The 24,627-nt window shown below is 60.6% G+C and carries 23 protein-coding genes; 13 read left to right on the plus strand and 10 right to left on the minus strand.

Annotated features, from left to right (window positions below; genetic code table 11):
• Nucleotides 1-200: 200 nt before the first annotated feature.
• The 3 genes from K290_RS0106195 to K290_RS0106205 all read left to right on the plus strand — a co-directional run bounded on the left by K290_RS0106195 (nt 201) and on the right by K290_RS0106205 (nt 3,950).
• Nucleotides 201-1,496, plus strand: coding sequence for an alpha/beta hydrolase (locus tag K290_RS0106195; RefSeq protein WP_028751084.1), 1,296 nt, complete (start codon nt 201-203; stop codon nt 1,494-1,496).
• Between the two features lie 134 nt (nt 1,497-1,630).
• On the plus strand, nt 1,631-2,878 hold the full coding sequence (locus tag K290_RS0106200; protein WP_028751085.1) for an NAD(P)/FAD-dependent oxidoreductase: 1,248 nt from the start codon (nt 1,631-1,633) through the stop codon (nt 2,876-2,878).
• A gap of 34 nt (nt 2,879-2,912) precedes the next feature.
• Nucleotides 2,913-3,950 carry a 4-hydroxyproline epimerase gene (locus tag K290_RS0106205; RefSeq protein WP_028751086.1) on the plus strand — a complete coding sequence of 346 codons (1,038 nt, stop codon included), beginning with the start codon at nt 2,913-2,915 and terminating at the stop codon, nt 3,948-3,950.
• Nucleotides 3,951-4,106: 156 nt separating this feature from the next.
• Here the strand turns inward: K290_RS0106205 and K290_RS0106210 are convergent, their stop codons facing one another.
• Both K290_RS0106210 and K290_RS0106215 read right to left on the minus strand, forming a co-directional pair.
• Nucleotides 4,107-4,538 carry an RbsD/FucU family protein gene (locus tag K290_RS0106210; RefSeq protein WP_028751087.1) on the minus strand — a complete coding sequence of 144 codons (432 nt, stop codon included), beginning with the start codon at nt 4,536-4,538 and terminating at the stop codon, nt 4,107-4,109.
• Complete coding sequence (locus K290_RS0106215; protein WP_028751088.1) at nt 4,522-5,769, minus strand: ROK family transcriptional regulator; 1,248 nt, start codon at nt 5,767-5,769, stop codon at nt 4,522-4,524. Before K290_RS0106215 ends, K290_RS0106210 begins: the two co-directional genes overlap by 17 nt.
• A 255-nt stretch (nt 5,770-6,024) precedes the next feature.
• On the opposite strand from K290_RS0106215, the gene K290_RS0106220 reads away from it, so the two are divergent.
• The 6 genes from K290_RS0106220 to K290_RS0106245 all read left to right on the plus strand — a co-directional run bounded on the left by K290_RS0106220 (nt 6,025) and on the right by K290_RS0106245 (nt 12,186).
• The gene (locus tag K290_RS0106220) at nt 6,025-7,050 is read left to right on the plus strand and encodes a sugar ABC transporter substrate-binding protein (protein ID WP_028751089.1); all 1,026 of its coding nucleotides are present in this window, start codon (nt 6,025-6,027) and stop codon (nt 7,048-7,050) included.
• 171 nt (nt 7,051-7,221) lie between these two features.
• Nucleotides 7,222-8,286: an ABC transporter permease gene (locus tag K290_RS0106225; RefSeq protein WP_028751090.1), complete on the plus strand. Its 1,065-nt coding sequence runs from the start codon at nt 7,222-7,224 to the stop codon at nt 8,284-8,286.
• Nucleotides 8,262-9,071, plus strand: a complete 810-nt coding sequence (locus K290_RS0106230; RefSeq protein WP_172831059.1) for an ATP-binding cassette domain-containing protein — start codon at nt 8,262-8,264, stop codon at nt 9,069-9,071. The genes K290_RS0106225 and K290_RS0106230 overlap by 25 nt, the downstream gene beginning before the upstream one ends.
• Entirely contained in the window at nt 9,068-9,700 is a 633-nt protein-coding gene (locus K290_RS0106235) for a nucleoside triphosphate hydrolase (RefSeq protein WP_028751092.1), read from the plus strand. The genes K290_RS0106230 and K290_RS0106235 overlap by 4 nt, the downstream gene beginning before the upstream one ends.
• A 92-nt stretch (nt 9,701-9,792) precedes the next feature.
• On the plus strand, nt 9,793-10,839 hold the full coding sequence (pyrC, locus tag K290_RS0106240) for a dihydroorotase (RefSeq protein ID WP_028751093.1): 1,047 nt from the start codon (nt 9,793-9,795) through the stop codon (nt 10,837-10,839).
• Nucleotides 10,840-10,992: 153 nt separating this feature from the next.
• Nucleotides 10,993-12,186, plus strand: coding sequence for a GGDEF domain-containing protein (locus K290_RS0106245; RefSeq protein ID WP_028751094.1), 1,194 nt, complete (start codon nt 10,993-10,995; stop codon nt 12,184-12,186).
• 4 nt (nt 12,187-12,190) lie between these two features.
• On the opposite strand, the gene K290_RS0106250 is transcribed toward K290_RS0106245, so the two are convergent.
• A complete protein-coding gene (locus tag K290_RS0106250; RefSeq protein ID WP_028751095.1) occupies nt 12,191-12,670 on the minus strand; it encodes an anthrone oxygenase family protein in 480 nt (159 codons plus the stop codon).
• A 155-nt stretch (nt 12,671-12,825) separates the two neighbouring features.
• On the opposite strand from K290_RS0106250, the gene K290_RS0106255 reads away from it, so the two are divergent.
• The 3 genes from K290_RS0106255 to K290_RS0106265 all read left to right on the plus strand — a co-directional run bounded on the left by K290_RS0106255 (nt 12,826) and on the right by K290_RS0106265 (nt 15,313).
• Nucleotides 12,826-13,506, plus strand: a complete 681-nt coding sequence (locus tag K290_RS0106255) for a TetR/AcrR family transcriptional regulator (protein WP_028751096.1) — start codon at nt 12,826-12,828, stop codon at nt 13,504-13,506.
• A 103-nt stretch (nt 13,507-13,609) separates the two neighbouring features.
• Nucleotides 13,610-14,311, plus strand: coding sequence for an orotate phosphoribosyltransferase (locus K290_RS0106260; protein ID WP_028751097.1), 702 nt, complete (start codon nt 13,610-13,612; stop codon nt 14,309-14,311).
• 75 nt (nt 14,312-14,386) lie between these two features.
• Nucleotides 14,387-15,313 carry a carbohydrate kinase family protein gene (locus K290_RS0106265; protein ID WP_028751098.1) on the plus strand — a complete coding sequence of 309 codons (927 nt, stop codon included), beginning with the start codon at nt 14,387-14,389 and terminating at the stop codon, nt 15,311-15,313.
• Between the two features lie 218 nt (nt 15,314-15,531).
• Here the strand turns inward: K290_RS0106265 and pgi are convergent, their stop codons facing one another.
• Nucleotides 15,532-17,157, minus strand: a complete 1,626-nt coding sequence (gene pgi, locus K290_RS0106270; protein WP_028751099.1) for a glucose-6-phosphate isomerase — start codon at nt 17,155-17,157, stop codon at nt 15,532-15,534.
• A gap of 186 nt (nt 17,158-17,343) precedes the next feature.
• Nucleotides 17,344-19,041, minus strand: a complete 1,698-nt coding sequence (locus K290_RS0106275; protein WP_028751100.1) for a long-chain fatty acid--CoA ligase — start codon at nt 19,039-19,041, stop codon at nt 17,344-17,346.
• 359 nt (nt 19,042-19,400) lie between these two features.
• Between K290_RS0106275 and K290_RS0106280 the strand changes: the two genes are divergently transcribed.
• Nucleotides 19,401-19,796 (plus strand): PRC-barrel domain-containing protein, encoded by a 396-nt coding sequence (locus K290_RS0106280; protein ID WP_028751101.1) that lies wholly within the window; start codon nt 19,401-19,403, stop codon nt 19,794-19,796.
• A gap of 60 nt (nt 19,797-19,856) precedes the next feature.
• Here K290_RS0106280 and K290_RS0106285 read toward each other — a convergent pair whose 3' ends face one another.
• From K290_RS0106285 to osmF, 5 genes are all read right to left on the minus strand, one after another.
• Nucleotides 19,857-20,252, minus strand: coding sequence for a VOC family protein (locus K290_RS0106285; protein WP_028751102.1), 396 nt, complete (start codon nt 20,250-20,252; stop codon nt 19,857-19,859).
• Between the two features lie 103 nt (nt 20,253-20,355).
• Nucleotides 20,356-21,105, minus strand: a complete 750-nt coding sequence (locus K290_RS0106290; protein WP_028751103.1) for an ABC transporter permease — start codon at nt 21,103-21,105, stop codon at nt 20,356-20,358.
• Nucleotides 21,102-22,049 (minus strand): ABC transporter ATP-binding protein, encoded by a 948-nt coding sequence (locus K290_RS0106295; RefSeq protein ID WP_037135026.1) that lies wholly within the window; start codon nt 22,047-22,049, stop codon nt 21,102-21,104. Before K290_RS0106295 ends, K290_RS0106290 begins: the two co-directional genes overlap by 4 nt.
• Nucleotides 22,046-23,212 (minus strand): ABC transporter permease, encoded by a 1,167-nt coding sequence (locus tag K290_RS0106300; RefSeq protein ID WP_028751105.1) that lies wholly within the window; start codon nt 23,210-23,212, stop codon nt 22,046-22,048. The genes K290_RS0106295 and K290_RS0106300 overlap by 4 nt, the downstream gene beginning before the upstream one ends.
• A 125-nt stretch (nt 23,213-23,337) precedes the next feature.
• On the minus strand, nt 23,338-24,246 hold the full coding sequence (osmF, locus tag K290_RS0106305) for a glycine betaine ABC transporter substrate-binding protein OsmF (protein WP_028751106.1): 909 nt from the start codon (nt 24,244-24,246) through the stop codon (nt 23,338-23,340).
• Nucleotides 24,247-24,627 lie beyond the last annotated feature (381 nt).

Below are 24,627 nucleotides of genomic sequence, written 5' to 3' on the forward strand. Positions count from 1 at the left end.
TTGTCCTCTTTTCCCAAGCTTTCTGCCGGGCTGATCGTAGCCGTTGCTGCCAACCCACCGTTGCGCCTTTGCCGCGGTCGGATGAATTAGCGCTACATCACGTTGCGAAGACAGCGCGCACCGCTTGCACCGTCCTCTTCCATAGGTATGTTGACGGCGACATTGAAATTGCGACGAAGAGGGCTGGCGCGATGCGGCGCATGGAAGATCTTGGCCGATGGGGGAAGGCCTTCTTCCGGGCTGTCGCCGTCAGCGCGGCGTTGTCGCTGACGGCCTGCGGCGGCCGCCCGATCGGCGTCATGCAGCCGATCGCCGACAATGTTCCCGGCACCTCCAACGTCGATCTGCTCGTCGCCACCACCCGACTGCCGGACAAGGATCCGGCGATCCTGTTTTCTGGAGAGCGCGGCCCCGGTTTGAAGGTGGATGCCGTCAGTGTTTCGATCCCGCCGGAGGCCAATCGCAAGGTCGGCCAGGTGCAGTGGCCGAGCCGGCTGCCCGGCGATCCCTTGAAAAATTTCGTCACCACCTCGGTCAAGCCGCTGATGGGCGCGGCCGACATTCAGGCGTGGTTGCAAACGCATCTGTCGAAGAACAAGCGCGTGCTGATTTTCGTGCATGGCTTCAACAATCGCTATGAGGATTCGGTCTATCGCTTCGCGCAGATCGTCCATGATTCCCATGCCGATGTTACGCCGGTCGTTTTCACCTGGCCGTCGCGGGCCAGCATTTTCGACTATGCCTACGACAAGGAAAGTGCCAATTATTCCCGTGACGCGCTGGAAGAAATGCTGCGTCGCGCCGCCTCCAATCCCTCAGTCGGCGATATCACCGTCATGGCCCATTCAATGGGCACCTGGCTCGCCGTCGAGGCATTGAGGCAGATGGCGATCCGCGACGGTCGCGTCGCGCCGAAGATCAAGAACGTCATTCTTGCTTCTCCCGACCTCGACGTCGATGTCTTCGGCCAGCAATTTGCAGCGCTCGGCAAGGACAAGCCGCATTTCACCCTATTCGTTTCGCGAGACGACCGGGCGCTATCGCTGTCGCGCCGCATCTCCGGCAATATCGACCGCCTTGGCCAGATCGATCCGAGTGCCGAGCCCTATCGCAGCGAGTTGGAAAAGCAGGGCATCACCGTGCTCGATCTTACCAAGCTCAAGACCGGTGACCGGCTGAACCACGGCAAATTCGCCGAGAGCCCGGAAGTGGTCAAGCTGATCGGCGACCGGCTGATCGAGGGACAGACCATCACCGATTCCGATGTCGGCATCGGCGACGCAGTCGGCGCCGTCGCCATCGGCGCAGCGCAGACGGTCGGCAACGCGGCCAGTGTCGCCGTCAGTGCGCCGATCGCCATTTTCGATCCGCGCACTCGCCGGAATTACGGTGAGCAGGTCCGCCGCCTTGGCGCATCCGCCGGCAATACCGTCGGCTCCGTTGGCGACAGCGTCGAGACGACCGGCAGCAACGTTGGCGCGGCGATCAGTCGATAGTTATCATGGCTTCGCCGAGGCGAGAGACTTGCTCGGCATTCGCTCTCCCCAAAAACCTCATAGCCACACCTGGTGATCTGATATATCACATGGTGCATCAAATCGAGCTTGCGCTCTGCGGGTGGACTTCAGGAATGGACGAAAATAAACGGACGGTCATCGTTGTCGGCGCCGGCGTTATCGGCGTTGCGATCGCCTTCGAATTGCAGCGACGCGGACGGCAGGTGATGCTCGTGGACAAAGGCGAGCCGGGCAGGGGCGCCTCCTTCGGCAATATGGCGAGCATCGCGCTCGATTTCGCCGCCAGTTCCGGCCCGTCCACCTGGCGCAAAATTCCCGGTTGGCTGCTGGACCCGGAAGGTCCGGTTTGGCTCAGGCCCTCCTATGCGCCGAAAATGCTGCCATGGTTCCTGCGTTTCGTCGCTGCCGGTCGGCCTTCCCGGCTGAGGGAGATCGAAGATGCCGGCATGAGCCTGTCCCGCCACGCACTCGGCGATTTCAGAACGATGCTCGATGCCATCGGTGCGCCGGATCTGATAACGGAAGAGGGCTGTCTGGCCATCTACGAGACGGAATCGGAGTTTGCCGGCGATCGCGGCCATATCGAGCTGATGCGGCGCTATGGTTTCGAGCACAGGATTCTCTCCGGCGTGGAAATCCGCGATTACGAGCCGACGCTGTCGCCAAAAATTGCCAAAGCGGTATTGCTGCCGGACAACAAGTCGATCCGCGAACCTTATCAGCTCGTGCTCAAGCTGCTGGACGCCGCCAAGGCTCACGGCGCCACCTTCACCTCCGGTGCAGTCCGAACTGTCGAGCGCCAGGCGAATGGCGGCATGGCGGTGCTTCTGGAAGGCGGAAGACGACTGGAGGCCAATGATGTCGTACTCGCCGCCGGCGTCCCGACGCGCGTCATCGCCTCCGCGCTTGGCGAGCCGATCCCGCTCGAAACCGAGCGCGGCTATCACACGCAGATCATGAAGCCCGGCATTGCCATGCGCTATTCGATCATCTGGCCGCATCGAGCCTTCATGGTAACCCCGACAGCCGGAGGCATTCGCGTGGGCGGCAATGTCGAATTGGCCGGCCTTGACGCGGCCCCCGATTTCCGTCGACCGCGCATCCTCGTCCGCCACGCCCAGCGGGCGCTGCCGGGCCTGCAGGTGGAAGACGCCAAGGACTGGATGGGCCATCGCCCGGCGCTGCCCGACACAATCCCGATCATCTCCCCATCCTCGCGCATTTCCGGCGTCTGGTACGCCACCGGCCATGGTCATCTGGGTCTGACCTTTTCGGCGACGACAGCAAGGTTGATGGCCGATATGATGAGCGGCGTCACGCCTGAGGTTGACATGACCCCGTTCCGTATCAATCGCTATTAGGGCATCACCCGCTACGTCTAATCGGAGTTTAGACATGAGATGGAAGCGCACGATCCAGTTGTTGGACGTTCATTGCGAAGGTGAAATCGGAAAGGTCGCGATTGGCGGCGTGCCGAAGATCCCCGGCAATACGATCGCCGAGCAACTGCAATGGTTAAACACCGATCCGAAGGGCGAGGAACTGCGCCGCTTCCTAGTGCTTGAGCCGCGCGGTGCGCCGATCGGTTCCGTCAACCTGCTGCTGCCGGCCAAGCACCCCGATGCCGATGCCGGCTTCATCATCCTGCAGCCGGATCAAGCGCATGCGAGCTCCGGCTCCAATTCCATCTGCGTGACGACGGCGCTGCTCGAGTCCGGCATCGTCGAGATGAAGGAGCCGGAAACGGTGGTGACCCTTGATACCGCCGCCGGCCTGGTGCGGGCGACCGCCACCTGCCGCGACGGCCGTTGCGAAAAGGTGAGGCTCACCATGGTTCCGTCCTTCGTGCATGAGCTGGATGTGCAGATCGATACGCCGCATTGGGGCAGGATCAAGCTCGATCTCTGCTATGGCGGCATCTTCTACGCGCTGGTCGATGTGGGCCAGGTCAATCTGACGATCGAGAAGGCCAACGCCGCATCGCTCGTCCAGGCCGGGATGATCCTGAAGGACCTGATCAACCGCGCGATCCCGGTCGTCCACCCGGAAATTCCGGCGATCTCCGGCGTTGCCTATGTCATGTTCCGGGATATCGATGCCGATGGCGCGGTCCGCACCTGCACGACCATGTGGCCCGGCCGCGCCGACCGTTCGCCCTGCGGCACCGGTAGTTCCGCCAACCTCGCGACGCTGCATGCCCGCGGCAAGGCCAAGGTCGGCGACATCTTCAAATCCCGCTCGATCATCGGCTCGGAATTCGAGGTCGGCCTCCAGGCGGTGACGGAAGTTGCCGGCAAGCCCGCCATCATCCCCACCATCACCGGCCGCGGCTTCACCTTCGGCCTGAGCCAGGTGGCGCTCGATCCCTTTGATCCGATGGTGAATGGTTTCGCCATGACGGATGTCTGGGGGCCATCGGCAGGAGATATTTAAAACCCTCGCGCCAACGGGGAGAGGGCAGCGCGTAGCGCGGGTGAGGGGGCGTTGCCGGGTAACGTTCAAACGGCAACTGCAGGAAAATACTTATGGTGCATTGCCCCTCAACCTGCCCTTCGGGCATCCTTCTCCCCCGCTGGGGGAGAAGGTGAGTTATTTCGGATAGATCACACCCTTGCGCAGAATGATATTTCCATAAAGCCGTGGCTCGCTCGTCTGCACCAGCGCATGCGCCTGCTTTACCCGCTCGTAGAATTCCGCCGGCAGCAGCGGCACGACCTTGATGTCGGGGACATGCCGTGCGCAAACATCGACCATCTCCGCATGCACGGGATCGAGGGCATCGCGGTCCTGTTTGACGGTCGCGCGGAAAATGGCCTGCGGTACGAAATCGTCGATCGGCAATACGCTCAGCACCGCATCGAGAACCCGGACGACGCCGTGGCCATCGAGGCGGATGAGGCGGCGGGCATGTTCGAGACCCGGATAATTGCCGTCGACGAGGGCGATTTCATCGCCGTGTCCCATGGCGCGCAGCGTCGCCAGGAGGTCGGGGCTCAACAGCGGGTCAATGCCCTTCAGCATGGTCTATCTCCTTGAAAAGTATGTTTTGGTCTATGAGGTAGCGCGCGAAGATCGGCAGGCTGGCACCGCCGATGGCACGTGCCTGCGGACCGACCGCGCCTTCGATGATCTCGGGCAGAACGACGCCCTGCAGGTCGAGATCCGAAGCCGCTTTGATGGTGGCGCGCACGACCCGTTCGCGCACCCAGTCTGGAAAGCCGCCATCGATGATGGCGGCACTGAAATCGATGATGGAGGCGGCGGCGACGATCGCCTGCGCCAGCGCCTTGGCCGTATCCTGGATCCAGGTCTCCAACGGCTCGCCGAAATCGATCCAGTTGTCCGCCGAATACCAGAGCGGCCGCGGGTCGAAGCCACGGTCCCTCAGCAGATTTTCGAGCACGAAGATCGAAGCGATGTCGAGCAACTGCCGGGTTTCGCCGTTGCGTCCGCGCACTGGCAGCGGGCCGAGTGCCCCTGCCGTTCCCGTCCGCCCGACAAAGATCGAGGAGTTGAGGACGATGCCGCCCCCGAGGAAGGAGCCGATGAAGAGATAGACGAAATCCGGATAGCGCGGACCGACGCCGAAGACGAGCTCGGCCCCGCAGGCGCTGGTGGCGTCGTTCTGCAGATAGACGAGGTAGGGTACGCGGGCTGCGACCTCCGCCTGCAGGTCGAAACCGCGCCAGGCCTCCATCGCTCCATCGGGTGCACCAACTTCTTCCGCCCAGTTCCAGAGTTCGAAAGGGGCAGCGATGCCAACCCCGGCAAGCCGGCGGCGCTCTTCGCTGCTGAGGCGCGCTTCAAGTTCCCGAATACCGGATGTGACGAAGGACATGATGTCCTGCGGCAGGGGATAGGGATAGATTTGGTGGAGCTGCATCCGTATGTGCCCTACGAAATCCATCAGCACGAGATCGGCGCTTCGCCGGCCGATCTTGACGCCGAAGGAGAGCACCGCATCCGGATTGAGCCGCATCGGAATGGAAGGCTGCCCTACGCGCCCGCGCACGGGCTCGCCGCGCGACAGCAGCCCCTCTTTCTCCAGCGCACGCATGATGACGGAGACCGTCTGCGCCGACAGTCCGCTGCGCCTCGCAATCTCCGCCTTCGACAGGGCGCCGTGACGGCGCACGAGCGACAGCACCAACCGTTCGTTGTGCGCGCGCACGCGCACCTGATTCGCACCCCCGCTGGGATCGAGAATCATGGGTGATGATGGCGTATCTGCCGGGTCTTCCAAGGGAGACATTGGCCTGCTCCTTCCATCATGGCCATGCCGTATTGTTCAGCAACATGCCACATCCGATTAATAATTCAATCCGATTTATTTATTGACAGGAGGAAATCTTTAGGATCAGATATGCGCGTTGGAGGACGTGAGCATGGCCTTGGAGGCGGCCGATCTGGAATAAATCCAAGCAGACATGACACGTCCTAGATCCGGTCTCACTGCGAGCCGAGACCGCCGGAAGGTTCCGGTCTATTCAAATTTTGGGAGGATTGAATGAAGAAATCTGTTGTTTCCGCAGCACTCGCCGCTCTGGCGATCGGTGTCGCCTTTGCCGCCCCGGCCAAGGCTGCCGACGTTTCCGCCTGCCTGATCACCAAAACGGACACGAACCCCTTCTTCGTCAAGATGAAGGAAGGCGCTACCGCCAAGGCCAAGGAACTCGGCGTGACGCTGAAGTCCTATGCCGGCAAGATCGATGGCGATAGCGAAAGCCAGGTCGCTGCCGTCGAGAGCTGCATCGCCGAAGGCGCAAAGGGCATTCTGATCGCCGCTTCCGATACCAAGGGCATCGTTCCGACGATCAAGAAGGCACGTGACGCGGGCCTCCTGGTCATCGCGCTCGACACGCCGCTGGATCCGGCCGATGCCGCAGACGCGACTTTCGCAACCGACAATCTTCTCGCCGGCAAGCTGATTGGCGAGTGGGCCAACAAGACCCTCGGCGAGAAGGCCAAGGATGCCAAGATCGGCTTCCTTGACCTGACGCCGTCGCAGCCGACCGTCGACGTATTGCGCGACCAGGGCTTCATGATCGGCTTCGGCATCGACCCGAAGGACCCGAACAAGATCGGCGACGAGACCGATCCGCGCATCGTCGGTCATGACGTCACCAACGGCAACGAAGAAGGCGGCCGCAAGGCCATGGAAAACCTTCTGCAGAAGGACTCCAGCATCAACGTCATCCACACGATCAACGAGCCGGCCGCTATCGGTGCCTATCAGGCGCTGAAGGCCGTCGGTCTGGAAAAGCAGGTCCTGATCGTCTCGGTTGACGGCGGTTGCCCGGGCGTCAAGTCGGTTAAGGATGGCGTCATCGGCGCGACCTCGCAGCAATATCCGCTGATGATGGCTGCTCTCGGCGTCGAAGCGATCAAGAAGTTCGCCGATACCGGCGAGAAGCCGAAGCCGACCGCAGGCAAGTCCTTCTTCGACACCGGCGTTTCGCTGGTGACGGACAAGCCGGTTACCGGCCTGAAATCCATCGACACCAAGGAAGGCACAGCGAAGTGCTGGGGCTAAGCCCCGTCCTGGGTTTGGCATGATCCAGTCCGAAGACCGTTTCACATCCACTGATGCGGCTCTTCGGTTCGGACTATGCCGTCGCAATACCAACGCCGGCCGGGTTTGAGCCCCGGCCGGTTTCAACCCCGGCGGTTTCCGCGTAGTTCGGCGCGGTTGCGGAGGAAAACAATGACCGGCGCACAGGAATTCGAGCGTGTTCTCGATGGCAGCGACAAGAACGTCGCCTCGTTCGAGCACCAGGATGTCACTCTTCTCAAACGCACACAGCATTTCTTGCATTCGACACCGGCCGCGGTGCCGTTGATCGTTTTGGTGGTGGCAATCATCATCTTCGGCATTGCCATCGGCGGCCGCTTCTTCTCCGCCTACACGCTGACGCTCGTTCTGCAGCAGATCGCCATCGTCGGCATTCTCGGCGCGGCGCAGACATTGGTCATTTTGACCGCCGGCATCGATCTTTCGATCGGCGTGATCATGGTCATTTCCGCTGTCATCATGGGCAATTGCGCCATAACCTACGGCCTGCCGACTCCGATTGCCGTTCTTGCCGGCATGCTTGCGGGCGGCGTCTGCGGATTGCTCAACGGTTTCCTCGTCGCCACCATGAAGCTGCCGCCGTTCATCGTGACGCTCGGCACGTGGAACATCGTCATGGCGACGAATTTCATCTATTCCGCCAACGAGACCATTCGCGACACCGATGTCGACGAACAGGCTCCGCTCCTGCATGTCTTCGCCATCAGCTTCCGGCTTGGCGGCGCAGTGCTGACCCTTGGCGTCATTGCCATGGTGCTGCTGGTCGTCGGCCTTTGGTACGTTCTCAATCACACGGCTTGGGGCCGGCATGTCTACGCTGTCGGCGATGATCCGGAAGCGGCAAAATTGTCGGGTATCCAAACCAAGAAGGTGCTGCTCGCCGTCTACGGTGTTTCGGGCCTGATCGCGGCGTTTGCCGCCTGGGTTTCGATCGGCCGCAACGGTTCGATCTCGCCCTCCTCGGCCGTGACGGATTTCAATCTTCAGGCGATCACCGCGACCGTGATCGGCGGTATCTCGCTCTTCGGCGGCCGCGGTTCGATCCTCGGCACGCTGTTCGGCGCGATGATCGTCGGTGTGGTGTCCATGGGCCTCAACATGCTCGGAGCCGACCCGCAGTGGAAGGTTCTTCTGACAGGCGTGCTGATCATCGGCGCCGTCGCGATCGATCAATGGATCAGAAAGGTGTCGGCATGACCACGACTGGCGAACCTCTTCTCACAGCCCGCGGTCTCGTCAAGCGTTACGGACGCGTGACCGCACTCGACAACGCCGATTTCGACCTCTATCCCGGCGAAATCCTTGCTGTCATCGGCGATAACGGCGCTGGCAAATCCTCGCTCATCAAGGCGATTTCCGGCGCGACCACGCCCGACGAAGGCGAGATCAGGCTGGAGGGGAAACCCGTCCACTTCAGATCGCCGATGGAAGCGCGCGAAGCCGGTATCGAGACGGTCTATCAGAACCTGGCGCTGTCGCCGGCGCTTTCGATCGCCGACAATATGTTCCTCGGTCGCGAAATCCGGAAGCCCGGCATTCTCGGCTCCTTGTTCCGCATGCTGGACCGGCCGGCGATGGAAAAGCGCGCCCGCGACAAGCTCAGCGAACTCGGCCTGATGACGATCCAGAATATCAACCAGGCGGTGGAAACGCTCTCGGGCGGCCAGCGTCAGGGCGTGGCGGTGGCACGCGCCGCCGCCTTCGGTTCCAAGGTCGTCATCATGGACGAGCCGACGGCCGCCCTTGGCGTCAAGGAAAGCCGCAAGGTGCTGGAGCTTATCCTGGACGTCCGCGCCCGCGGCTTGCCGATCGTGTTGATCTCGCACAATATGCCGCATGTCTTCGAGGTGGCGGATCGCATCCATATCCATCGCCTCGGGCGTCGTCTGACCGTGATCAACCCCAAGGATTATTCCATGTCGGATGCAGTTGCCTTCATGACCGGCGCCAAGGCGCCGCCGGCAGAGACTGTCGCCGCATGAGTTCCGTGCTTGAGGGAATCGCCGACGAGATCATCGGGCGCGCCGCTGGCGCAAAACGGTTTCTCGTCGCGATTGCCGGCCCGCCGGGCGCCGGGAAATCGACGCTGGCGGACAATATGGCCAAGGCGCTCATAGCCAAGGGCGAGAGCGCCGAGGTCCTGCCGATGGACGGCTTCCATATGGACAATGCCGTGCTGATCGAAAAGGGTCTGCTGAAGCGCAAGGGCGTTCCCGAAAGTTTCGATGTGCGTGCTTTTCTCGATATCGTCAAGGCGGTGCGCGCAGCCGATCAGGAGGTGCTGGTGCCGGTTTTCGACCGCTCGCGTGAGATCGCCATCGCCTCGGCCCGCATCGTCTCCCCCGATCACCGTTTCATTGTTATCGAAGGCAACTACCTGCTCTTCAATCAGGGCAAGTGGGCGGAACTGGAAGGCATGTTCGACTATTCGATCATGCTGGCGCCGCCGATGGAGGTCCTGGAGCAGCGGCTCTGGGAGCGTTGGCGGGGCTATAAACTCGATGACGAGGCGGCCGGTGCCAAGGTCTACGGCAACGATCTGCCGAACGGCCGGCTGATCCTCGAGAACCGCCGCCCGGCCGATTTCACCATCGATATCGTGCAGGGCTGACCCCACACTGTCATTTACACGCCGCCATCGATTGTTTTGCGGTGGCGTATGGTGCTATTCGAAGCGCGACAACCATTCAGAGGTTCGCGCTCATGCAAAAATTCACCATCCGCCGCCCTGACGATTGGCATCTGCATCTGCGTGACGGCGCCGTGCTGGAAGGCGTGGTCGGCGACACCTCCAGGCATTTCGCCCGCGCCATCATCATGCCGAACCTGGTGCCGCCGGTCGTCACCACGGCGGATGCAGCCGCCTATCGGGAGCGCATCGTGAAGGCATTGCCGGCAGGCGACCGCTTTCAGCCGCTGATGACGCTTTATCTCACGGAGCATACCGATCCCGACGATGTCGAGGAGGGCAAGAAAAGCGGCCTCATCACTGCGGTCAAACTCTACCCCGCCGGCGCGACTACCAATTCCCATGGTGGCGTGCGGAATATGGACAAGGCGATGCCGGTGCTGGAGCGCATGGCCAAGATCGGCCTGCCGCTCTGCGTACATGGCGAGGTGACGTCGCCGGATGTGGATATTTTCGACCGCGAGGCCGTCTTTATCGAAACCGTGCTCGATCCGCTGCGTCAGCGCCTGCCGGAACTGAAAGTCACCATGGAGCATGTGACGACATCTGATGGCATCGATTACATCAAGTCGGCAAAGGCCAATCTCGCCGGCTCGATCACCACCCATCATCTCATCATCAACCGCAACGCCATTCTGGTCGGCGGCATCCGACCGCACTATTACTGCCTGCCGGTCGCCAAGCGCGAAAGCCACCGCCTGGCGCTGCGCGCGGCCGCCACGAGTGGCGACGCCAGGTTCTTCCTCGGCACCGATTCCGCCCCGCATGTCGATCCGCTGAAGGAATGCGCCTGCGGCTGTGCCGGCATCTACACCTCGGTCAACACCATGAGCTGCCTGGCGCATGTTTTCGAACAGGAAGGCGCGCTCGACAAACTCGAGGCTTTCACTTCTTTGAACGGCCCCGCCTGGTATGGGCTGCCGGTGAACGAGGATCGCATCACGCTGATTCGCCGGGCGGAATCGGTGGCCTTTCCCGACAAGATCGAAACGGGAGCAGGCGCCATCACCGTGTTCGATCCGATGTTCCCCTTGCACTGGGATGTTGAGAGCAATCACTGATATTTTTGTTCGGAAACTCTTTTCGTAATACCAAAGGCATATTTCATTGAAATACATGATCTTTATCGGATCCCGTAACCAATTTGATACGCCTTGAAGGATAGCGTTATGCCGATCCCCCACGGTGCGGAATGAAGCCGTCGAAGGAAGAGCATGGAGCTTGACTATAATTCTCTTCTGCTGGCTCTCGGCGTTTCCGCGTCCTGTCTGGCGGTGACCTTGGTTGGAAGCTGGTTTTCCCGCCGGCCGGAGACATTCCTGCTGACCTGTTCTGCTGGGCTTATTCCGATCGTTGCCGGGATTTTCACCTATGGTGCCTATGTCGATAAGCCGCGACTGACGCTCGCCATTCTCACCTTCGTGCTGTTTTTCATCGGCTTCTCGACCATCTGGGCGGCGGGATATCAGTTCCGCACGCGCCGGTTTTCCAAGGCCCGTGCTTTGCTGGGAAGCTTGACCGGCATTGCCGCTTCCGTGCCGGCCATGCTCGCCGGTTACGATGGCCTCGCCTTCATGGGCGACAACATCGTTGTCACGGTGCTCCTCCTGCTGACGGCGCGCGAATATTGGTTGAGCCGTCAGGAGGCGCCGGCGCCGCTCTATGGCATTACCGCGCTTTACACATTGACCGCCATTTCCTTTGCACTGTGTGCCGGGGTCCTGATCTGGGACGGTAAACTCGTGCTTGGCCATGCGCCAGACAATTGGGCCGAAGATGTCAGCCCTGCCATCTGCATTGCCGGCATGACGGGCATCGGCGCCCTGTCGCTGGCCCTGCATCAATGGCGTTTGGCGGCGCATCATCGCCTCCAGGCCATCACCGATCCGTTGACCGGTCTACTCAATCGCCGCGCTCTGTTCGACCGCTATGGTCACCGCCCTTTCGGCCCTTCCATGGCCGTGATCGTCTTCGATATCGATCGATTCAAGTCCGTCAACGACCAGCACGGCCATGCCTCCGGCGACATGGTGCTTAAGCTTTTTGCGGGCGAATTGGCGGTCGGACTGCGGGCCTCGGATACGGTTGCTCGTCTCGGCGGCGAGGAATTCGCGTTGGTCCTCGACAATGCCTTGCCGGGCCGGGCAGAGCAGATCGCCGAGCGGGTGCGCGACGCCTTTGCTGCCCGCGAGATCACCGCGGACGGCAAATCGTTCGCCTGCACGGTCAGCGCCGGTGTCGCGCTCGGCACCGCCGACGGCATCGCTTTCGACAGCGTCCTCAGCACCGCCGACAAGGCGCTTTATGCTGCCAAGCGCAATGGCCGCAACCGCGTCGAGGTTGCGACCTATCTGCACGCCGTCTCGCCCGACATTTCCCGCACGGCGTCCTGCTCGCGCCCCGGATGATCCGTTAAAAGAGAGCCCGGACAAAGGCGCAGGCGGCAAGCAGCGACGCCACCGTGCGCACGTGGTTCCATCTTGTCCAATCGCTGAGATAGGCGCTCCAAAACGGGGCTGCTTCCGCCGCGCGGCCATCGACCTTATCGAGAGCGTCGTTCAAGGGCACATTGAATACCATGGTCGAAAGAAGGCTGGCGACGAGGTAGAGCGCCGCGCCCGTCAGCATCAGCATGCTCGTGCCGCCCCGCCAATAGAGTATTGCCACCACGGCGATGAAAATCGAGAGCGCAGCCGTTAACAGGAACAGTACGATAAAGGGTGAACGCACGATCGTCGTATTGATCGATTGCATGGCCGCAATCCCCTCATCGACGGTAAGACGGGCGAATGCCTGCATGATGAAGGTCGAGAAGGCGAAGTAGACGCCGGCGAGAAGGCCGCTGCCGAGTGCTGCGACAATAAGAGCGATATTCGTGATTGGATAGGTCATGATTGGACACTCCAGATGCCGGTTGTGGCGGTTTGACCTGTCGTCGAGATTTGCATGTCGGACCTGCTCCGATCGAAATGTGATAAATTCTCTCATTTGCGAAATGTGATAAACTCTCTTATATCGTCTGTCAAGAATGACGGACGAGTGGTGGTATAGTGCAGGAGCCGATTGTGAAACGCAGGCGCAGCAAGGAAGAGGCAGGGACGCCCCGCCGAATCCCGAGCCAGCAGCGCGGCCGCGAGCGCGTCGAGCGGATATTGTCGGTTGCGATGGAGCTGATCGAAGAGAACGGCAGCGACGCATTGCGCATGGGCGAGATCGTCGAAAAGGCCGGCGTGTCCTTTGGTTCGCTCTACCAATATTTTCCCGACAAAACTGCGATCATCCGCGTCCTGGCCGAACGCTTCAACGAGCAGGGGCGGCAATGTGTGGAGATCGAGCTGGCTCGCGTGAAAAGTGGGGCTGATCTCCAGGGCGTGCTCGGCAGTATCGTCGATGGTTACTATGCGATGTTTCGTGACGAGCCGGTCATGCGCGATATCTGGCATGCGACACAGGCGGACAAGCTTCTGCAGGAGATCGATGCCGAGGATATGGAATGGCATTCCCAGGCTTTTCTGGCCGTCCTTCATCGCCTCTGGCCCGAGCGCGATTCCGAGGAGCTGGCGCGCATCGCGCGGCTAACCATGCAACTGGTCGCAGCCGCCGTTCGCTATGCGATTTCGATCGAGAAAGAGGAGGGCGATAGGGCGATCGCCTTGTTCAAGGCAATGCTGCCCGCCGATATCGGCGCTGTTTCGGAGAGGCTGTCGACACCGCAACAAATGAAATAGAAGCATTGAAAAACGGGCGATACAAATCCCTGCGTTCGGCTGGAAACCTTGGCCACTTGCTGCTATTGCCGCAGGAATGTCTTGAAGAGCGAAGGAGGCCCGCATGACCACCCAGATGACATTTTCCGATCGCGCCGTCATGGCCGAGTTGGTGGCGAAGATGCTTTGGGAGATCAAGGCGGTGCATTTCAGCGCCGAGAAGCCTTATAAGCTGGCCTCGGGCATGGCGAGCCCGGTCTACATCGATTGCCGCAAGCTGATTTCCTATCCGCGCATCCGTTCGACGGTGATGGATTTCGCCGCCAGCATTGTCATGCGCGACGCCGGTTTCGAGCAGTTCGATTGTGTTGCCGGCGGTGAAACGGCGGGTATTCCCTTCGCCTCCTTCCTCGCCGAGCGCCTCGACCTGCCGATGATCTATGTCCGCAAGCAGCCGAAGGGCCATGGCCGCAATGCGCAGATCGAGGGCCATATGCCTGAGGGTGCCCGTGTCCTGGTCATCGAGGATCTGACGACGGCGGGCGGCAGCATGTTCACCTTCATTGACGCCATCCGCGCCGCCGGCGGCATCGTCGACCACGGTATGGCGCTGTTCTACTACGGCATTTTCCCGGAAGCCGAGGAGCGGTTTGCCAACGCGAAGGTTCGGCTCCACCATATCGCCACCTGGCGTGACGCGCTTGCCGTCGCCAAGGCGCAAAAGCTGTTCGACGACAAAACGCTCGAGGAAGTTGAAGCGTTTCTCAACGCGCCGCTCGCCTGGTCCGGCCGGAATGGCGGCGTATCGGAACTGGCAACAAAGTGACGCTTTGCTTTTGCCGTAAATTTATCTAATCGATTTACGGACTACACTGACAGACGTGCTCTCGAGGAGGCCGGAATGATATTGTGCTGTGGCGAAGCTTTGATCGACATGCTGCCGCGAGATACGACGCTGGGTGAAAAGGCCTTTGCGCCCTATGCCGGCGGCGCGATCTTCAATACCGCGATTGCGCTTGGCCGTCTCGGCGTCCCGACCGGTTTCTTCACCGGCATTGCCGACGATATGATGGGCGATATTCTGCGCGAGACGCTCGCGGCCGCCAAGGTGGATTATAGCTATTGCGCCATCGCTCCGCGTCCGAGCACGATCGCTTTCGTCAAACTCGTCAACGGCCAGGCGACTTATGCCTTTTACGACGAAGGTTCTGCCGGCCGCATGATCACCGAGACCGATCTCCCCACATTGGGAGACGACTGCGAAGCCCTGCATTTCGGTGCCATCAGCCTGATCCCGAACCCCTGTGGTGCGACCTACGAAGCGTTGATGAAGCGCGAACATCAAAGCCGGGTGATCTCGCTCGATCCGAACATCCGCCCCGGCTTCATCAAGGACAAGCCCGCGCATATGGGCCGTATCAGCCGCATGGCCGCCATGTCCGACATCCTCAAGTTCTCCGATGAAGATCTTGAATGGTTCGGCATCGCCGGAAACCATGACGAACTTGCAGCTCACTGGTTGAACCAGGGTGCCAAGCTGGTCGTCGTCACCAAGGGCGCCGAGGGCGCAACGGGTTATACGAAGTCGTTGAAAGTTACGGTCCCGAGCGAACGCGTCACCGTCGTCGATACGGTAGGGGCGGGCGACACCTTCGATGCCGGCATCCTGGCATCGCTGAAGATGAATGGCTTGCTGACCAAGGCGCAAGTTGCCTCTCTGGATGAGAAGGGCCTTCGCGATGCACTGGCTTTGGGCGCCAAGGCCGCGGCCGTTACGGTGTCCCGCGCCGGTGCCAACCCGCCCTGGGCGCATGAGATTGGGCTGTAAGGCCTTTTCGTCTTTCATTCGCTGATGAAGACCCCTCCCCAACCCTCCCCACAAGGGGGAGGGGGTTAACATGTTGCGACCTTTCGGCAGAGAGCATCGCTCCCACGCCTGCTGAAGCTTGGTGCTTCTGCCTCGGAGTATTTGGATCGATCTGCGGAGATGCGGCGTCCAAGCCCCTCCCCCTCGTGGGGAGGGGTTGGGGAGGGGCTTTCTGAAAGCTACTTCGCCCGGCTCGCCAACGCAGCCACCAGGCCCTGCGTCGACGAATCATGGCCGGCAGCGCTTTCCTTGCCTTCGATGACAGGCAGCAGGCCGGTTGCCAGTTCCTTGCCGAGCTCGACGCCCCACTGGTCGAAGGAGTTAATACGGAAGAGCACGCCTTCGACGAAGACGCGGTGTTCATAAAGAGCGATCAGGCGGCCGAGCGCGTAGGGCGTCAGCTTGTCGTAGACGAAGGTGATCGACGGGCGATTGCCGGTGAAGACGCGATGCGGCGCGATGAAATCGGCTTTTTTGTCGTCCATGCCCTTGGCGGTGAGCTGGGCCTTGGCTTCCGCGAAGGTGCGGCCCTTCATCAGAGCTTCCGACTGTGCCACGCAGTTTGCCATCAGCAACTGGTGCTGGTGGCGCAGGTCCGGCTCGAAGCCGTTGGCGGCAATCATGAATTCGGTCGGGATGATGCTCGTGCCCTGGTGGATCAACTGATAGAAGGCATGCTGGCCGTTGGTGCCGGGCTCGCCCCAGACGACGGGGCCGGAATTGCCCTCCACCGGCGTGCCGTCGATGGTGACGCCCTTGCCGTTCGATTCCATGTCGAGCTGCTGCAGATAGGCGGGAAAGCGCGACAGACGCTGGTCATAGGGCAGGATGGCGCGGGTCGTATAACCGAGCACGTTGCGATGGTAGAAGCCGATGAGGCCGAGCAGCATCGGCAGGTTTTCCTTGAACGGCGCCTTGCGGAAATGGTTGTCCATCGCATGCGCACCGTCGAGGAATTTGCCGAAATTCTCCAGACCGACGGCGATCATCAGCGGCAGGCCGATGGCCGACCAGATCGAATAGCGGCCGCCGACCCAATCCCAGAAGCCGAAGACGCGCTCGCTGTCGATGCCGAAGGCGGCGACCTTGTCGAGCGCCGTCGATACGGCGGCGAAGTGATGCTGAACGGCAGCTTCGCCGAGCGCTTTGGCGATGAAGTTGCGCGCCGTCTGGGCGTTGGTCATCGTCTCGATGGTGGTGAAGGTCTTGGACGCGACGATGAACAACGTCGTTTCCGGCGAGACGAGTTTCAGGATGTCGGCGATATGAGCGCCGTCGATGTTGGAGACGAAATGCGAGCGCGGTCCATCATGGAAGGGCGCAAGCGCCAGCGTCGCCATGACCGGACCAAGGTCGGAGCCGCCGATGCCGATATTGATGACGTCGGTGATCGCCTTGCCGGTTGCACCCTTCAGCGTACCCGAGCGGATAGCGTCGGCAAATTTGCCCATTGCCGCCAGCACGCCGTTGACGTCGGGCATCACATCCTTGCCATCGACGAGGACAGGCGTGTTGGAACGATTGCGCAGTGCCGTGTGCAAAACGGCACGATTTTCGGTGAAGTTGATGGCAACGCCCGAGAACATCTCGTCGCGCTTGGCTGCAATTCCGCCTTCGTTGGCGAGCTTTTCGAGAAGCGCGAAGATCTCGTCATTCACCGCAGTCTTGGAATAGTCCATCAGCAGGTCGTCAAGCGAGGTGCTAAAGCGGGAGAAACGTTGGGAGTCGGCTGCAAAGGCCGCGCGGATATCCGTGGCTTTGGTGGCGGCTGCGGTGCTCTTCAGTTGTTCGACGAGGGCGTTCATGGGAGGCTCCTTGCGGTTCGCGCCGCTGGCCGTGTGGCGAGGGCGGGGCAATCTGAGTTAGTCGCGGAAACTATTCGCTTTGTAAGGGGTAAATCAAGTTGACGCACCGGTAAAAGCGAAAAAAGCCGCCCGCGGACAAAGGCGGGCAGCTTTCCGAACGGCAGGGAATAATGGCATTGAACTATGTCAGTTACGCAATTCCTTGCGTAGGATTTTGCCGACATTCGATTTCGGCAGTTCGCCGCGGAATTCGATGAAGCGTGGCCGCTTGTAATTGGTGAGGTTTGCGATGCAATGCGCCTTGACCTCCGCCTCGGTCAGCGTCTGATCCTTCTTGACGATGAAAAGCTTGACCGCTTCGCCCGAATGTTCGTCCGGCACGCCGATTGCCGCCGCTTCGAGAACGCCCGGATGCATGACGGCAACTTCCTCGATCTCGTTTGGATAGACGTTAAAGCCAGAGACCAGGATCATGTCCTTCTTGCGGTCGACGATCTTGGTGTAGCCGCGCTCGTCCATGAAGCCCATGTCACCGCTGCGGAAGAAGCCGTCCGCTGTCATCACGCGTGCGGTTTCGGCCGGTTGTTTCCAATAGCCCGCCATGACCTGCGGGCCGCGGATGCAGATTTCACCGACTTCGCCGAGCGGCAGCGATTTGCCGTTCTCATCGCGAATGTCGAAATCCGTGCCCGTGATCGGCAGGCCGATCGTGCCGGTGAATTCCGGGCTGTCGAAACGGTTGGCGCTTGCGACCGGCGAGGTTTCGGAAAGGCCGTAGCCTTCGGTGATCCAGGCTCCGGTCATCTTCTGCCAGCGCTCGGCGACCGGCCGCTGCACCGCCATGCCGCCGGCGAGCGTCGCGGTGTGGGAGAGATCAAGCTTGGCGAATTCGGGATTGTTCATCAGCGCATTGAACAGCGTGTTCAGGCCGGGGAACATGTCGAACTTATACTTGCTGAGCTCCTTGATGAAGGCCGGTATGTCGCGCGGGTTGGCAATCAGGACGTTATGACCGCCGAGCGACATGCCCATCAGCGAATTCACCGTCAGCGCGAAGATATGATAGAGCGGCAATGCGCAGACGAAGGTTAGCTGCTCGGGGCGCGGCTTGTTGATATAGGCGGATTGCAGCCAGAGCAGCAATTGCTGCTGGTTGGCGAGCAGATTGGAATGGGTGAGGATCGCGCCCTTGGCAATGCCGGTCGTGCCGCCGGTATATTGCAGGAAGGCGATGTCGTTCCCGCCGAGTTGAGATGGCTTCAATGGCAGGCGCGCGCCTTCGGAGATCACGCCCTTGAAGCTGCGATGGCCGGGGATGGACCATGCCGGCACCAGCTTCTTCACCTTGCGGACGATGAAGTTGACGATATGGCCCTTGATGCCAAGCATATCGCCAAGTGCGGTGACCACCACATGGCGCACATCCGTATGCGCCAGCACTTGCTCGACGGTATGCGCGAAGTTTTCCAGAACGAAGATCGCTCTGGCACCGCAATCGCGAAGCTGATGCTCGAGCTCGCGAGGCGTGTAGAGCGGATTGACATTGACGACGACAAGCCCGGCGCGAAGGATGCCGTAAACCGAGATCGGGTTCTGCAGCACGTTCGGCATCATGACGGCGACGCGATCGCCCTTCTGAAGGCCGAGGCTCTGCAGCCAGGCGGCGATCTTACGCGTCTGCCTATCGAGGTCGCGATAGGTGATCGATTTGCCCATGCTGGTGAAGGCGAGCTTGTCGGCATAGCGTGCGCAGCTTTCCTCCAGCAGTTCGACGAGTGATGCGTGCTCCAGCGGCGGCAGTTCGGCCGGTACGATGTCCGGATAGGAAGCAAGCCATATTTTGTTGACCTGCGGTCTATCCGAAGGAGCAGAGACTGAATTCATGCGCACTTCCTCCCTTACGCATCATCATACCTCGCTCTTGGCGAGCCGGGGCTTTGTAGCGTGGCACCGCTTTGCTGAAAAGTCTCCCGCTTTTCACAGCGCTGCCGCCTTTGCCCTCACCTAAAGACGTAGAGCAACAACGAAAGCTATACTAACTTTGACGTAAACGTCAATAATCCCTGGGCGTTAACCAATTTTTAATAACTTTGAAAAAAGCACTGGAACTTTTGCCAAGACGGCGCGTTAATAGCGCCGTGGGCGAGGACCCACCGGAGCATCGTCCTGCCCCCGCCAACGCTTAAGGCGGATCGGACGCTCCAAGAATTTTATGTGAAGCGTATCCAAGAGGAGGTGCGCACATGCATAAAGAGAGTGCCGATACGATGAGCCGCGATCTTTATATCAAGGATATGTCGATGCTGGTTGCCTGCGATCGGGTCGAGGGATCGAAGGTCTTTGGATCCGACGGTAAGCAGATTGGTCATATAGAGCGCCTGATGATGGAAAAAAGCGATGGACGTATTGCTTTCATCATCCTGAGCTTCGGCGGCTTCTTCGGCATCGGTCAGGATCACTACCGGCTGCCGTGGGAAAAGCTGCGTTATGACGCCCGCGTCGATGGTTACCGTATCAATATGACCAAGAACGACGTCGAAAAGGCTTGCCGTTTTGCCAGCAAGGACGACACCCTCGTCCACAAGGACCATGGCCATAAGAGCCATGACTATTTCGGCGTGCCGCCCTACTGGATGTAGGCATGCAGATAGTCAAGCCAGACCGGCCCCGTTTTCACGGGGCCTTGGTTTGCGTAGCTTTTACGCATATCGCCCATTTCTTTGTATTACCTCGATCTTGTAGCCATCGGGATCGGTGACGAAGAAGAACAGCGCGAAAAGTTTTCCATCACGATTGAGTTCAACGATCTTGCCTGGGTTCAGGCCAAGCTTGGTGAAGCGCGCGTGCTCGTCCCGAAGTTCATCCACCGAAACCGCAAGGTGGCCGTAACCTTCCCCGAGCGCATAGGGTTCGATCCGGCCCTGATTGACAGTCAATTCCAATTCGAAACCGGTCTCGGCATTGCGCAGATAAATCAGCGTAAAGGTCGGAAAGACGACGCGATCGACGACTGCGAGCCCGAAAGCTTTCTCGTAGAAATCGACCGAGCGCGCTTCATCGAGGATGCGGATCATCGAATGGATCATTTTAGCCATGGGTAGCATCCCCCTCGTTCAATGCGGCCAAGTTCTTAAAAATGACCTTTGCCGGTGCGAAGCGGCTTTTGGGAAGATCGTGCTCCGAAGCCGCCAGAGCAAATCAATGCGATTGTAAGCCGATTTTGCGAGTGACGGCGGTTTCGATCAGCTCCATGCCGTCATAGATCAGCACCGCCATCAGGCCGACGATCAGGCCGCCCTGCAGGATGAAGGCCGTGTTGTCGTTGATCAGCCCGGCGATGATGACTTCGCCGAGCCCCTTTGCCGCAACCGTCGAGCCAATGGTGGCTGTGCCGATATTGATGACGGTGGCAATCTTCAGCCCTTCAATGATCAACGGCAGCGCGAGCGGTAGCTCCACCCGAAACAGCCGCTGCCAACCGTTCATGCCCATGCCGTCGGCAGCGTCGAGCACGGAAGCGGGCACTTGCTGCAACCCGGCAACCGTGTTTTCGAAGATTGGCAGCAGGGCATAGAGGAAAAGCGCGATCAGCGTCGGCACTGCGCCAAAACCAGTCGTGGAAATGGCGAGCGCCAGCACGGCAACCGGCGGGAACGTCTGCCCGGCATTGGCGATCGCTCGCGACAGCGGCAAGAAATCGGCACCGCTCTTGCGGGTGACGAAGATGCCGCCGAGGACGGCGAGAACGCCGCTGGCGGCGATCGAAACGATGATCAGCTCCATATGGCTGATCGTCAGACTCACAAGGCTGTTCTGCGTATAGATCGGCGATGCCCCGAACTTGGTGAGCGGTGCCAGGATCGGCATCAGCCATTCCGGCCGGAACAGCAGCACCAGGAGCAGCGCCAATGCTAGGAACCGGAAGATATTGGCGGTCAGAAACTTCATGCTTTGCGGCCCAGCTCGATCAAATGCCGCATCGAAATCGAGCCGACAGGCATCTTGCTGTCGTCTTCCACGGCAGCCTCTTCGGCACCCTGCCAGATCATCGCCGCCAAAGCGTCGCGCAGATTGAGCGTCTGCGGCAGGCTGTAACCGAGCCCCGGTCGCGGCGGCTGCATGCTTTCCTTGAGCGGCAGCAGCGACATCAGCTTCAGCGCCCGGTCTGACGTGCCGGTCAATTGCTGCACGAAGGGATCGGCCGGCTCGGTCAGGATCTTCCCCGGTTCCGAACATTGCAGCAGCTTGCCTTCGCTCATGACTGCGATCTGGTCGCCGAGATGAAAGGCTTCGTCCATGTCGTGGGTGACGAGAACGATGGTCGTGCCGAACTGCTTCTGGATCGCCAGAAGATCGTCCTGCGCCTTGCCGCGGATGACCGGATCGAGCGCGCCAAAGGGTTCGTCCATCAGCAGCACTTCCGGTTCGGCTGCGAGCGCGCGGGCGACGCCGACGCGCTGTTGCTGGCCGCCGGAAAGCTGGCTCGGATATTTCGCCGCGAAAGTGCCGGGATCGAGATGGAAGAGATTGAGCAGTTCCTCGACGCGCCGGTCGGTGCGCGCCTTATCCCAGCCGAGTAGTTGCGGCACGGTGGCGATGTTCTGCGCCACCGTGCGATGCGGAAACAGGCCATGGCCCTGGATGGCATAGCCGATGCGGCGGCGAAGCTCGGTCGCCGGCACACTCATGACATCCCGGCCGTCGACCGAAATCTGGCCGAGGGTGATCGGCACCAGTCGGTTGATCATGCGCACCAGCGTCGACTTGCCGGAGCCGGAGGTGCCGACGATGACGGTGATCGTGCCCTTTTCCATGCTCATGCTGACATTGTCGACCACGGTGGCACTGCCGTAGCGCTTGGTCACGCTCTTCAGCTCGATCATGGTGGTCATGCGTGTTGTCCCCGGATGCTGTCGATGACCGCATCGAGGATGACGGCCGATGAGAATGCGAGAAAGACCGTCGGCACGGCGCCGAGCAGCACAAGGTCATTGGCGGTCTGGCCGATGCCTTGGAAGATGAAGAGACCGAAGCCGCCGCCGCCGATCAGCGCAGCGACCGTGACGAGACCGATCGCCTGCACCAGCACGATGCGGATGCCCGTCAGGATAACCGGGAAGGCGAGCGGCAGATCGATGCCGGTCAGGATCTGCAGGCGCGTCAGCCCCATGCCGGCGGCGGCATCGCGCACGGAAGGGTCGACGCCGGTCAACCCGACCACGGTGTTGGCGACGATCGGCAGCAGCGAATAGATCACCAGCGCCACCAGCGCCGGCGCCACACCGATGCCCTTGACGCCGATCGCAGCGGCGAAAGGCACATGGGCGGCGATATAGCCGAGCGGTAGCATCAGGATGCCGAACAGCGCCAGGCTCGGGATCGTCTGCACCAGGCTCAACGCCCGCAGCACGACGGCGCGGATTCGCGGCTGCCAATAGCAGAAGACGCCGAGCGGCAGCGCAAGCACGATGGCGATGGCGACGGAGCCGAGCGACAGGAACACGTGGCCGAGCGCCTCGTTCCAGAACTTGTCGGCATTGTTGGCGTATTCCTTCATGATCGAGAGATTGTCGAGCAGACCGGATCTGAGAATCACGCCAAGGATCGCGGCATAGAGAGCGAGTGCGGTGACACGAAGCCATGGCGTCAGCTGCAGCTTCACAAGCGCATCGGAGATCACCAGCCCGATGACGGCGAGCAGCACCCAGAAAGAGCCGCCCGGCGTAATTCGGGCGACGGTGCTGCCGGCAGGCGTAGCCGCGGTCGAGACGAAGCCGAGTGTGACGATCAGAAGGGCAATGGTAAGCGTGGCGATGCCGAGGCGGACGAGCTGGTTGCGCAGGAAAAGAGCGGCGAGGGCGGTCACGATGAGAAGGACAAGAAGCGCTAAGGCGACGGGCTGGGCGAGGAGCTGCGTCAGCAATTGCGGCTTGCCGGCGGCGATACGGTTTGCCTTGACGATGATGAACGGCATCGACGCCGCTGCCAGGATGCCACCGGCCACAAGCACCACTCCGAGACGGTCCACCCTGCGGACCGCGAGCGCATCTTCCATCAAGCAAGCTCCGCCAGCGAGTGATCCCAAAACCAGAAAGTGGTTCTTAGAGAGGATCATGCTTCATCAAAAATCATGCGGCCCCACTCTATCAAAGCGGAGCCGCGGGCGTGACAGGTAAAGTCTTACTTCAGGAAACCATTTTCCTTGAGGTAGGATTCGGCCACCGACTTCGCCGGCTCGCCGTCAACCTGAATGCGGCCGTTCAGCTTGCGGAGCACGTCGGCGGTGAGGCCCTTGAAGATCGGAGCGAGAATTTCCTCGATCTTCGGATTGGCCTTCAGCACGGCTTCGCGGATGATCGGCGTCGGCGCATAGACCGGCTGCACGCTCTTGTCGTCTTCGAGAACCGTCAGTTCAGCCGCTTCGATGGCACCGTCCGTGCCGTAGACCATGGCGGTGTTGACGCCGTTGGTCTGATCCGCGGCAGCCTTGATCGTCGCTGCCGTGTCGCCGCCGGAGAGCACGACTTCCTGGTCGGGCTTGATTTGGAAGTTGTAGGTCGTCTGGAAGGCCGGCAGAGCCGCCGGCGAGTTGACGAACTCGGAAGAAGCCGCGAGCTTGACCGGGCCGCCGCCGGAAACCCATTTGCCGAAATCGGACATGGTCTTGAGTTTGGCCGGACCGGCGACGTCGTTGCGAACGGCAATCGCCCAGGTGTTGTTGGCGGGCGAGGGCGTCAGCCAAACGATCTTGTTGGCGTCGTAATCGAGCTTCTTGGCCAGATCATAACCCTGCTGAAGGTTCTTCCAGGCCGGATCGTCTGATTTGTTGAAGAAGAAGCCGGCATTGCCGGTATATTCGGCGTAGATGTCGATTTCGCCTGATGTGATCGCCTTGCGCAAAACGGGCGTCGTGCCGAGCGCGATGCGGTCCTGCGCCTTGATGCCGTTGGCATTGAGCGCGGCGAAGATGATGTTGCCGAGCAGCGTGCCTTCGGTATCGATCTTCGATGAAACCACGACGTCGGCCGCGCTTGCGCCACTGGCGACGAAAGCCGCTAGCGCGGCAGCGAGTGCGAACTTCTTGAACATGATCTTTCCCTTCCCGTTGAACCGTTGTCTGACGTATCCGTTCGGTTCAAATCCGGTCCCCGGATACGCCCTATATGATTGCGGGCTGAAGAACCCGCATGCGAAGTCCTGTCTGCGTCTGGGAGATAGCGCTCGCCATCGAAAAATCGATGACACGCCAGTCCGCCACCTGCAGTCGCAGCGCGATTATGACGAGGGCACCCGGCATAAGCGCGAAAATAGTTTTCTTTTTTCAGGGGTAAGTGCGTTTGTTTTTGTTCCCCTTACCCGTTTCGCTGCCGTTCCGATCTCTTGGTGATCACGATCAGTTTGGCGGCCATCGAACGATAGTCTCGGCCGTTTTGGCTTGGGATATCTTTTTTCGAGAACACATCATATCGT

This window comes from Rhizobium leucaenae USDA 9039, assembly GCF_000426285.1.
GTDB classification, from domain to species: Bacteria; Pseudomonadota; Alphaproteobacteria; order Rhizobiales; family Rhizobiaceae; genus Rhizobium; species Rhizobium leucaenae.

Bases quoted from the DNA above. Each gene is read 5' to 3' on its own strand.
- K290_RS0106195 (WP_028751084.1), top strand. From the start codon at position 201: ATGGAAGATCTTGGCCGATGGGGGAAGGCCTTCTTCCGGGCTGTCGCC.
- K290_RS0106200 (WP_028751085.1), top strand. From the start codon at position 1,631: ATGGACGAAAATAAACGGACGGTCATCGTTGTCGGCGCCGGCGTTATC.
- K290_RS0106205 (WP_028751086.1), top strand. From the start codon at position 2,913: ATGAGATGGAAGCGCACGATCCAGTTGTTGGACGTTCATTGCGAAGGT.
- K290_RS0106210 (WP_028751087.1), bottom strand. From the start codon at position 4,538: ATGCTGAAGGGCATTGACCCGCTGTTGAGCCCCGACCTCCTGGCGACG.
- K290_RS0106215 (WP_028751088.1), bottom strand. From the start codon at position 5,769: ATGTCTCCCTTGGAAGACCCGGCAGATACGCCATCATCACCCATGATT.
- K290_RS0106220 (WP_028751089.1), top strand. From the start codon at position 6,025: ATGAAGAAATCTGTTGTTTCCGCAGCACTCGCCGCTCTGGCGATCGGT.
- K290_RS0106225 (WP_028751090.1), top strand. From the start codon at position 7,222: ATGACCGGCGCACAGGAATTCGAGCGTGTTCTCGATGGCAGCGACAAG.
- K290_RS0106230 (WP_172831059.1), top strand. From the start codon at position 8,262: ATGGATCAGAAAGGTGTCGGCATGACCACGACTGGCGAACCTCTTCTC.
- K290_RS0106235 (WP_028751092.1), top strand. From the start codon at position 9,068: ATGAGTTCCGTGCTTGAGGGAATCGCCGACGAGATCATCGGGCGCGCC.
- pyrC (WP_028751093.1), top strand. From the start codon at position 9,793: ATGCAAAAATTCACCATCCGCCGCCCTGACGATTGGCATCTGCATCTG.
- K290_RS0106245 (WP_028751094.1), top strand. From the start codon at position 10,993: ATGGAGCTTGACTATAATTCTCTTCTGCTGGCTCTCGGCGTTTCCGCG.
- K290_RS0106250 (WP_028751095.1), bottom strand. From the start codon at position 12,670: ATGACCTATCCAATCACGAATATCGCTCTTATTGTCGCAGCACTCGGC.
- K290_RS0106260 (WP_028751097.1), top strand. From the start codon at position 13,610: ATGACCACCCAGATGACATTTTCCGATCGCGCCGTCATGGCCGAGTTG.
- K290_RS0106265 (WP_028751098.1), top strand. From the start codon at position 14,387: ATGATATTGTGCTGTGGCGAAGCTTTGATCGACATGCTGCCGCGAGAT.
- pgi (WP_028751099.1), bottom strand. From the start codon at position 17,157: ATGAACGCCCTCGTCGAACAACTGAAGAGCACCGCAGCCGCCACCAAA.
- K290_RS0106275 (WP_028751100.1), bottom strand. From the start codon at position 19,041: ATGAATTCAGTCTCTGCTCCTTCGGATAGACCGCAGGTCAACAAAATA.
- K290_RS0106280 (WP_028751101.1), top strand. From the start codon at position 19,401: ATGCATAAAGAGAGTGCCGATACGATGAGCCGCGATCTTTATATCAAG.
- K290_RS0106285 (WP_028751102.1), bottom strand. From the start codon at position 20,252: ATGGCTAAAATGATCCATTCGATGATCCGCATCCTCGATGAAGCGCGC.
- K290_RS0106290 (WP_028751103.1), bottom strand. From the start codon at position 21,105: ATGAAGTTTCTGACCGCCAATATCTTCCGGTTCCTAGCATTGGCGCTG.
- K290_RS0106295 (WP_037135026.1), bottom strand. From the start codon at position 22,049: ATGACCACCATGATCGAGCTGAAGAGCGTGACCAAGCGCTACGGCAGT.
- K290_RS0106300 (WP_028751105.1), bottom strand. From the start codon at position 23,212: ATGGAAGATGCGCTCGCGGTCCGCAGGGTGGACCGTCTCGGAGTGGTG.
- osmF (WP_028751106.1), bottom strand. From the start codon at position 24,246: ATGTTCAAGAAGTTCGCACTCGCTGCCGCGCTAGCGGCTTTCGTCGCC.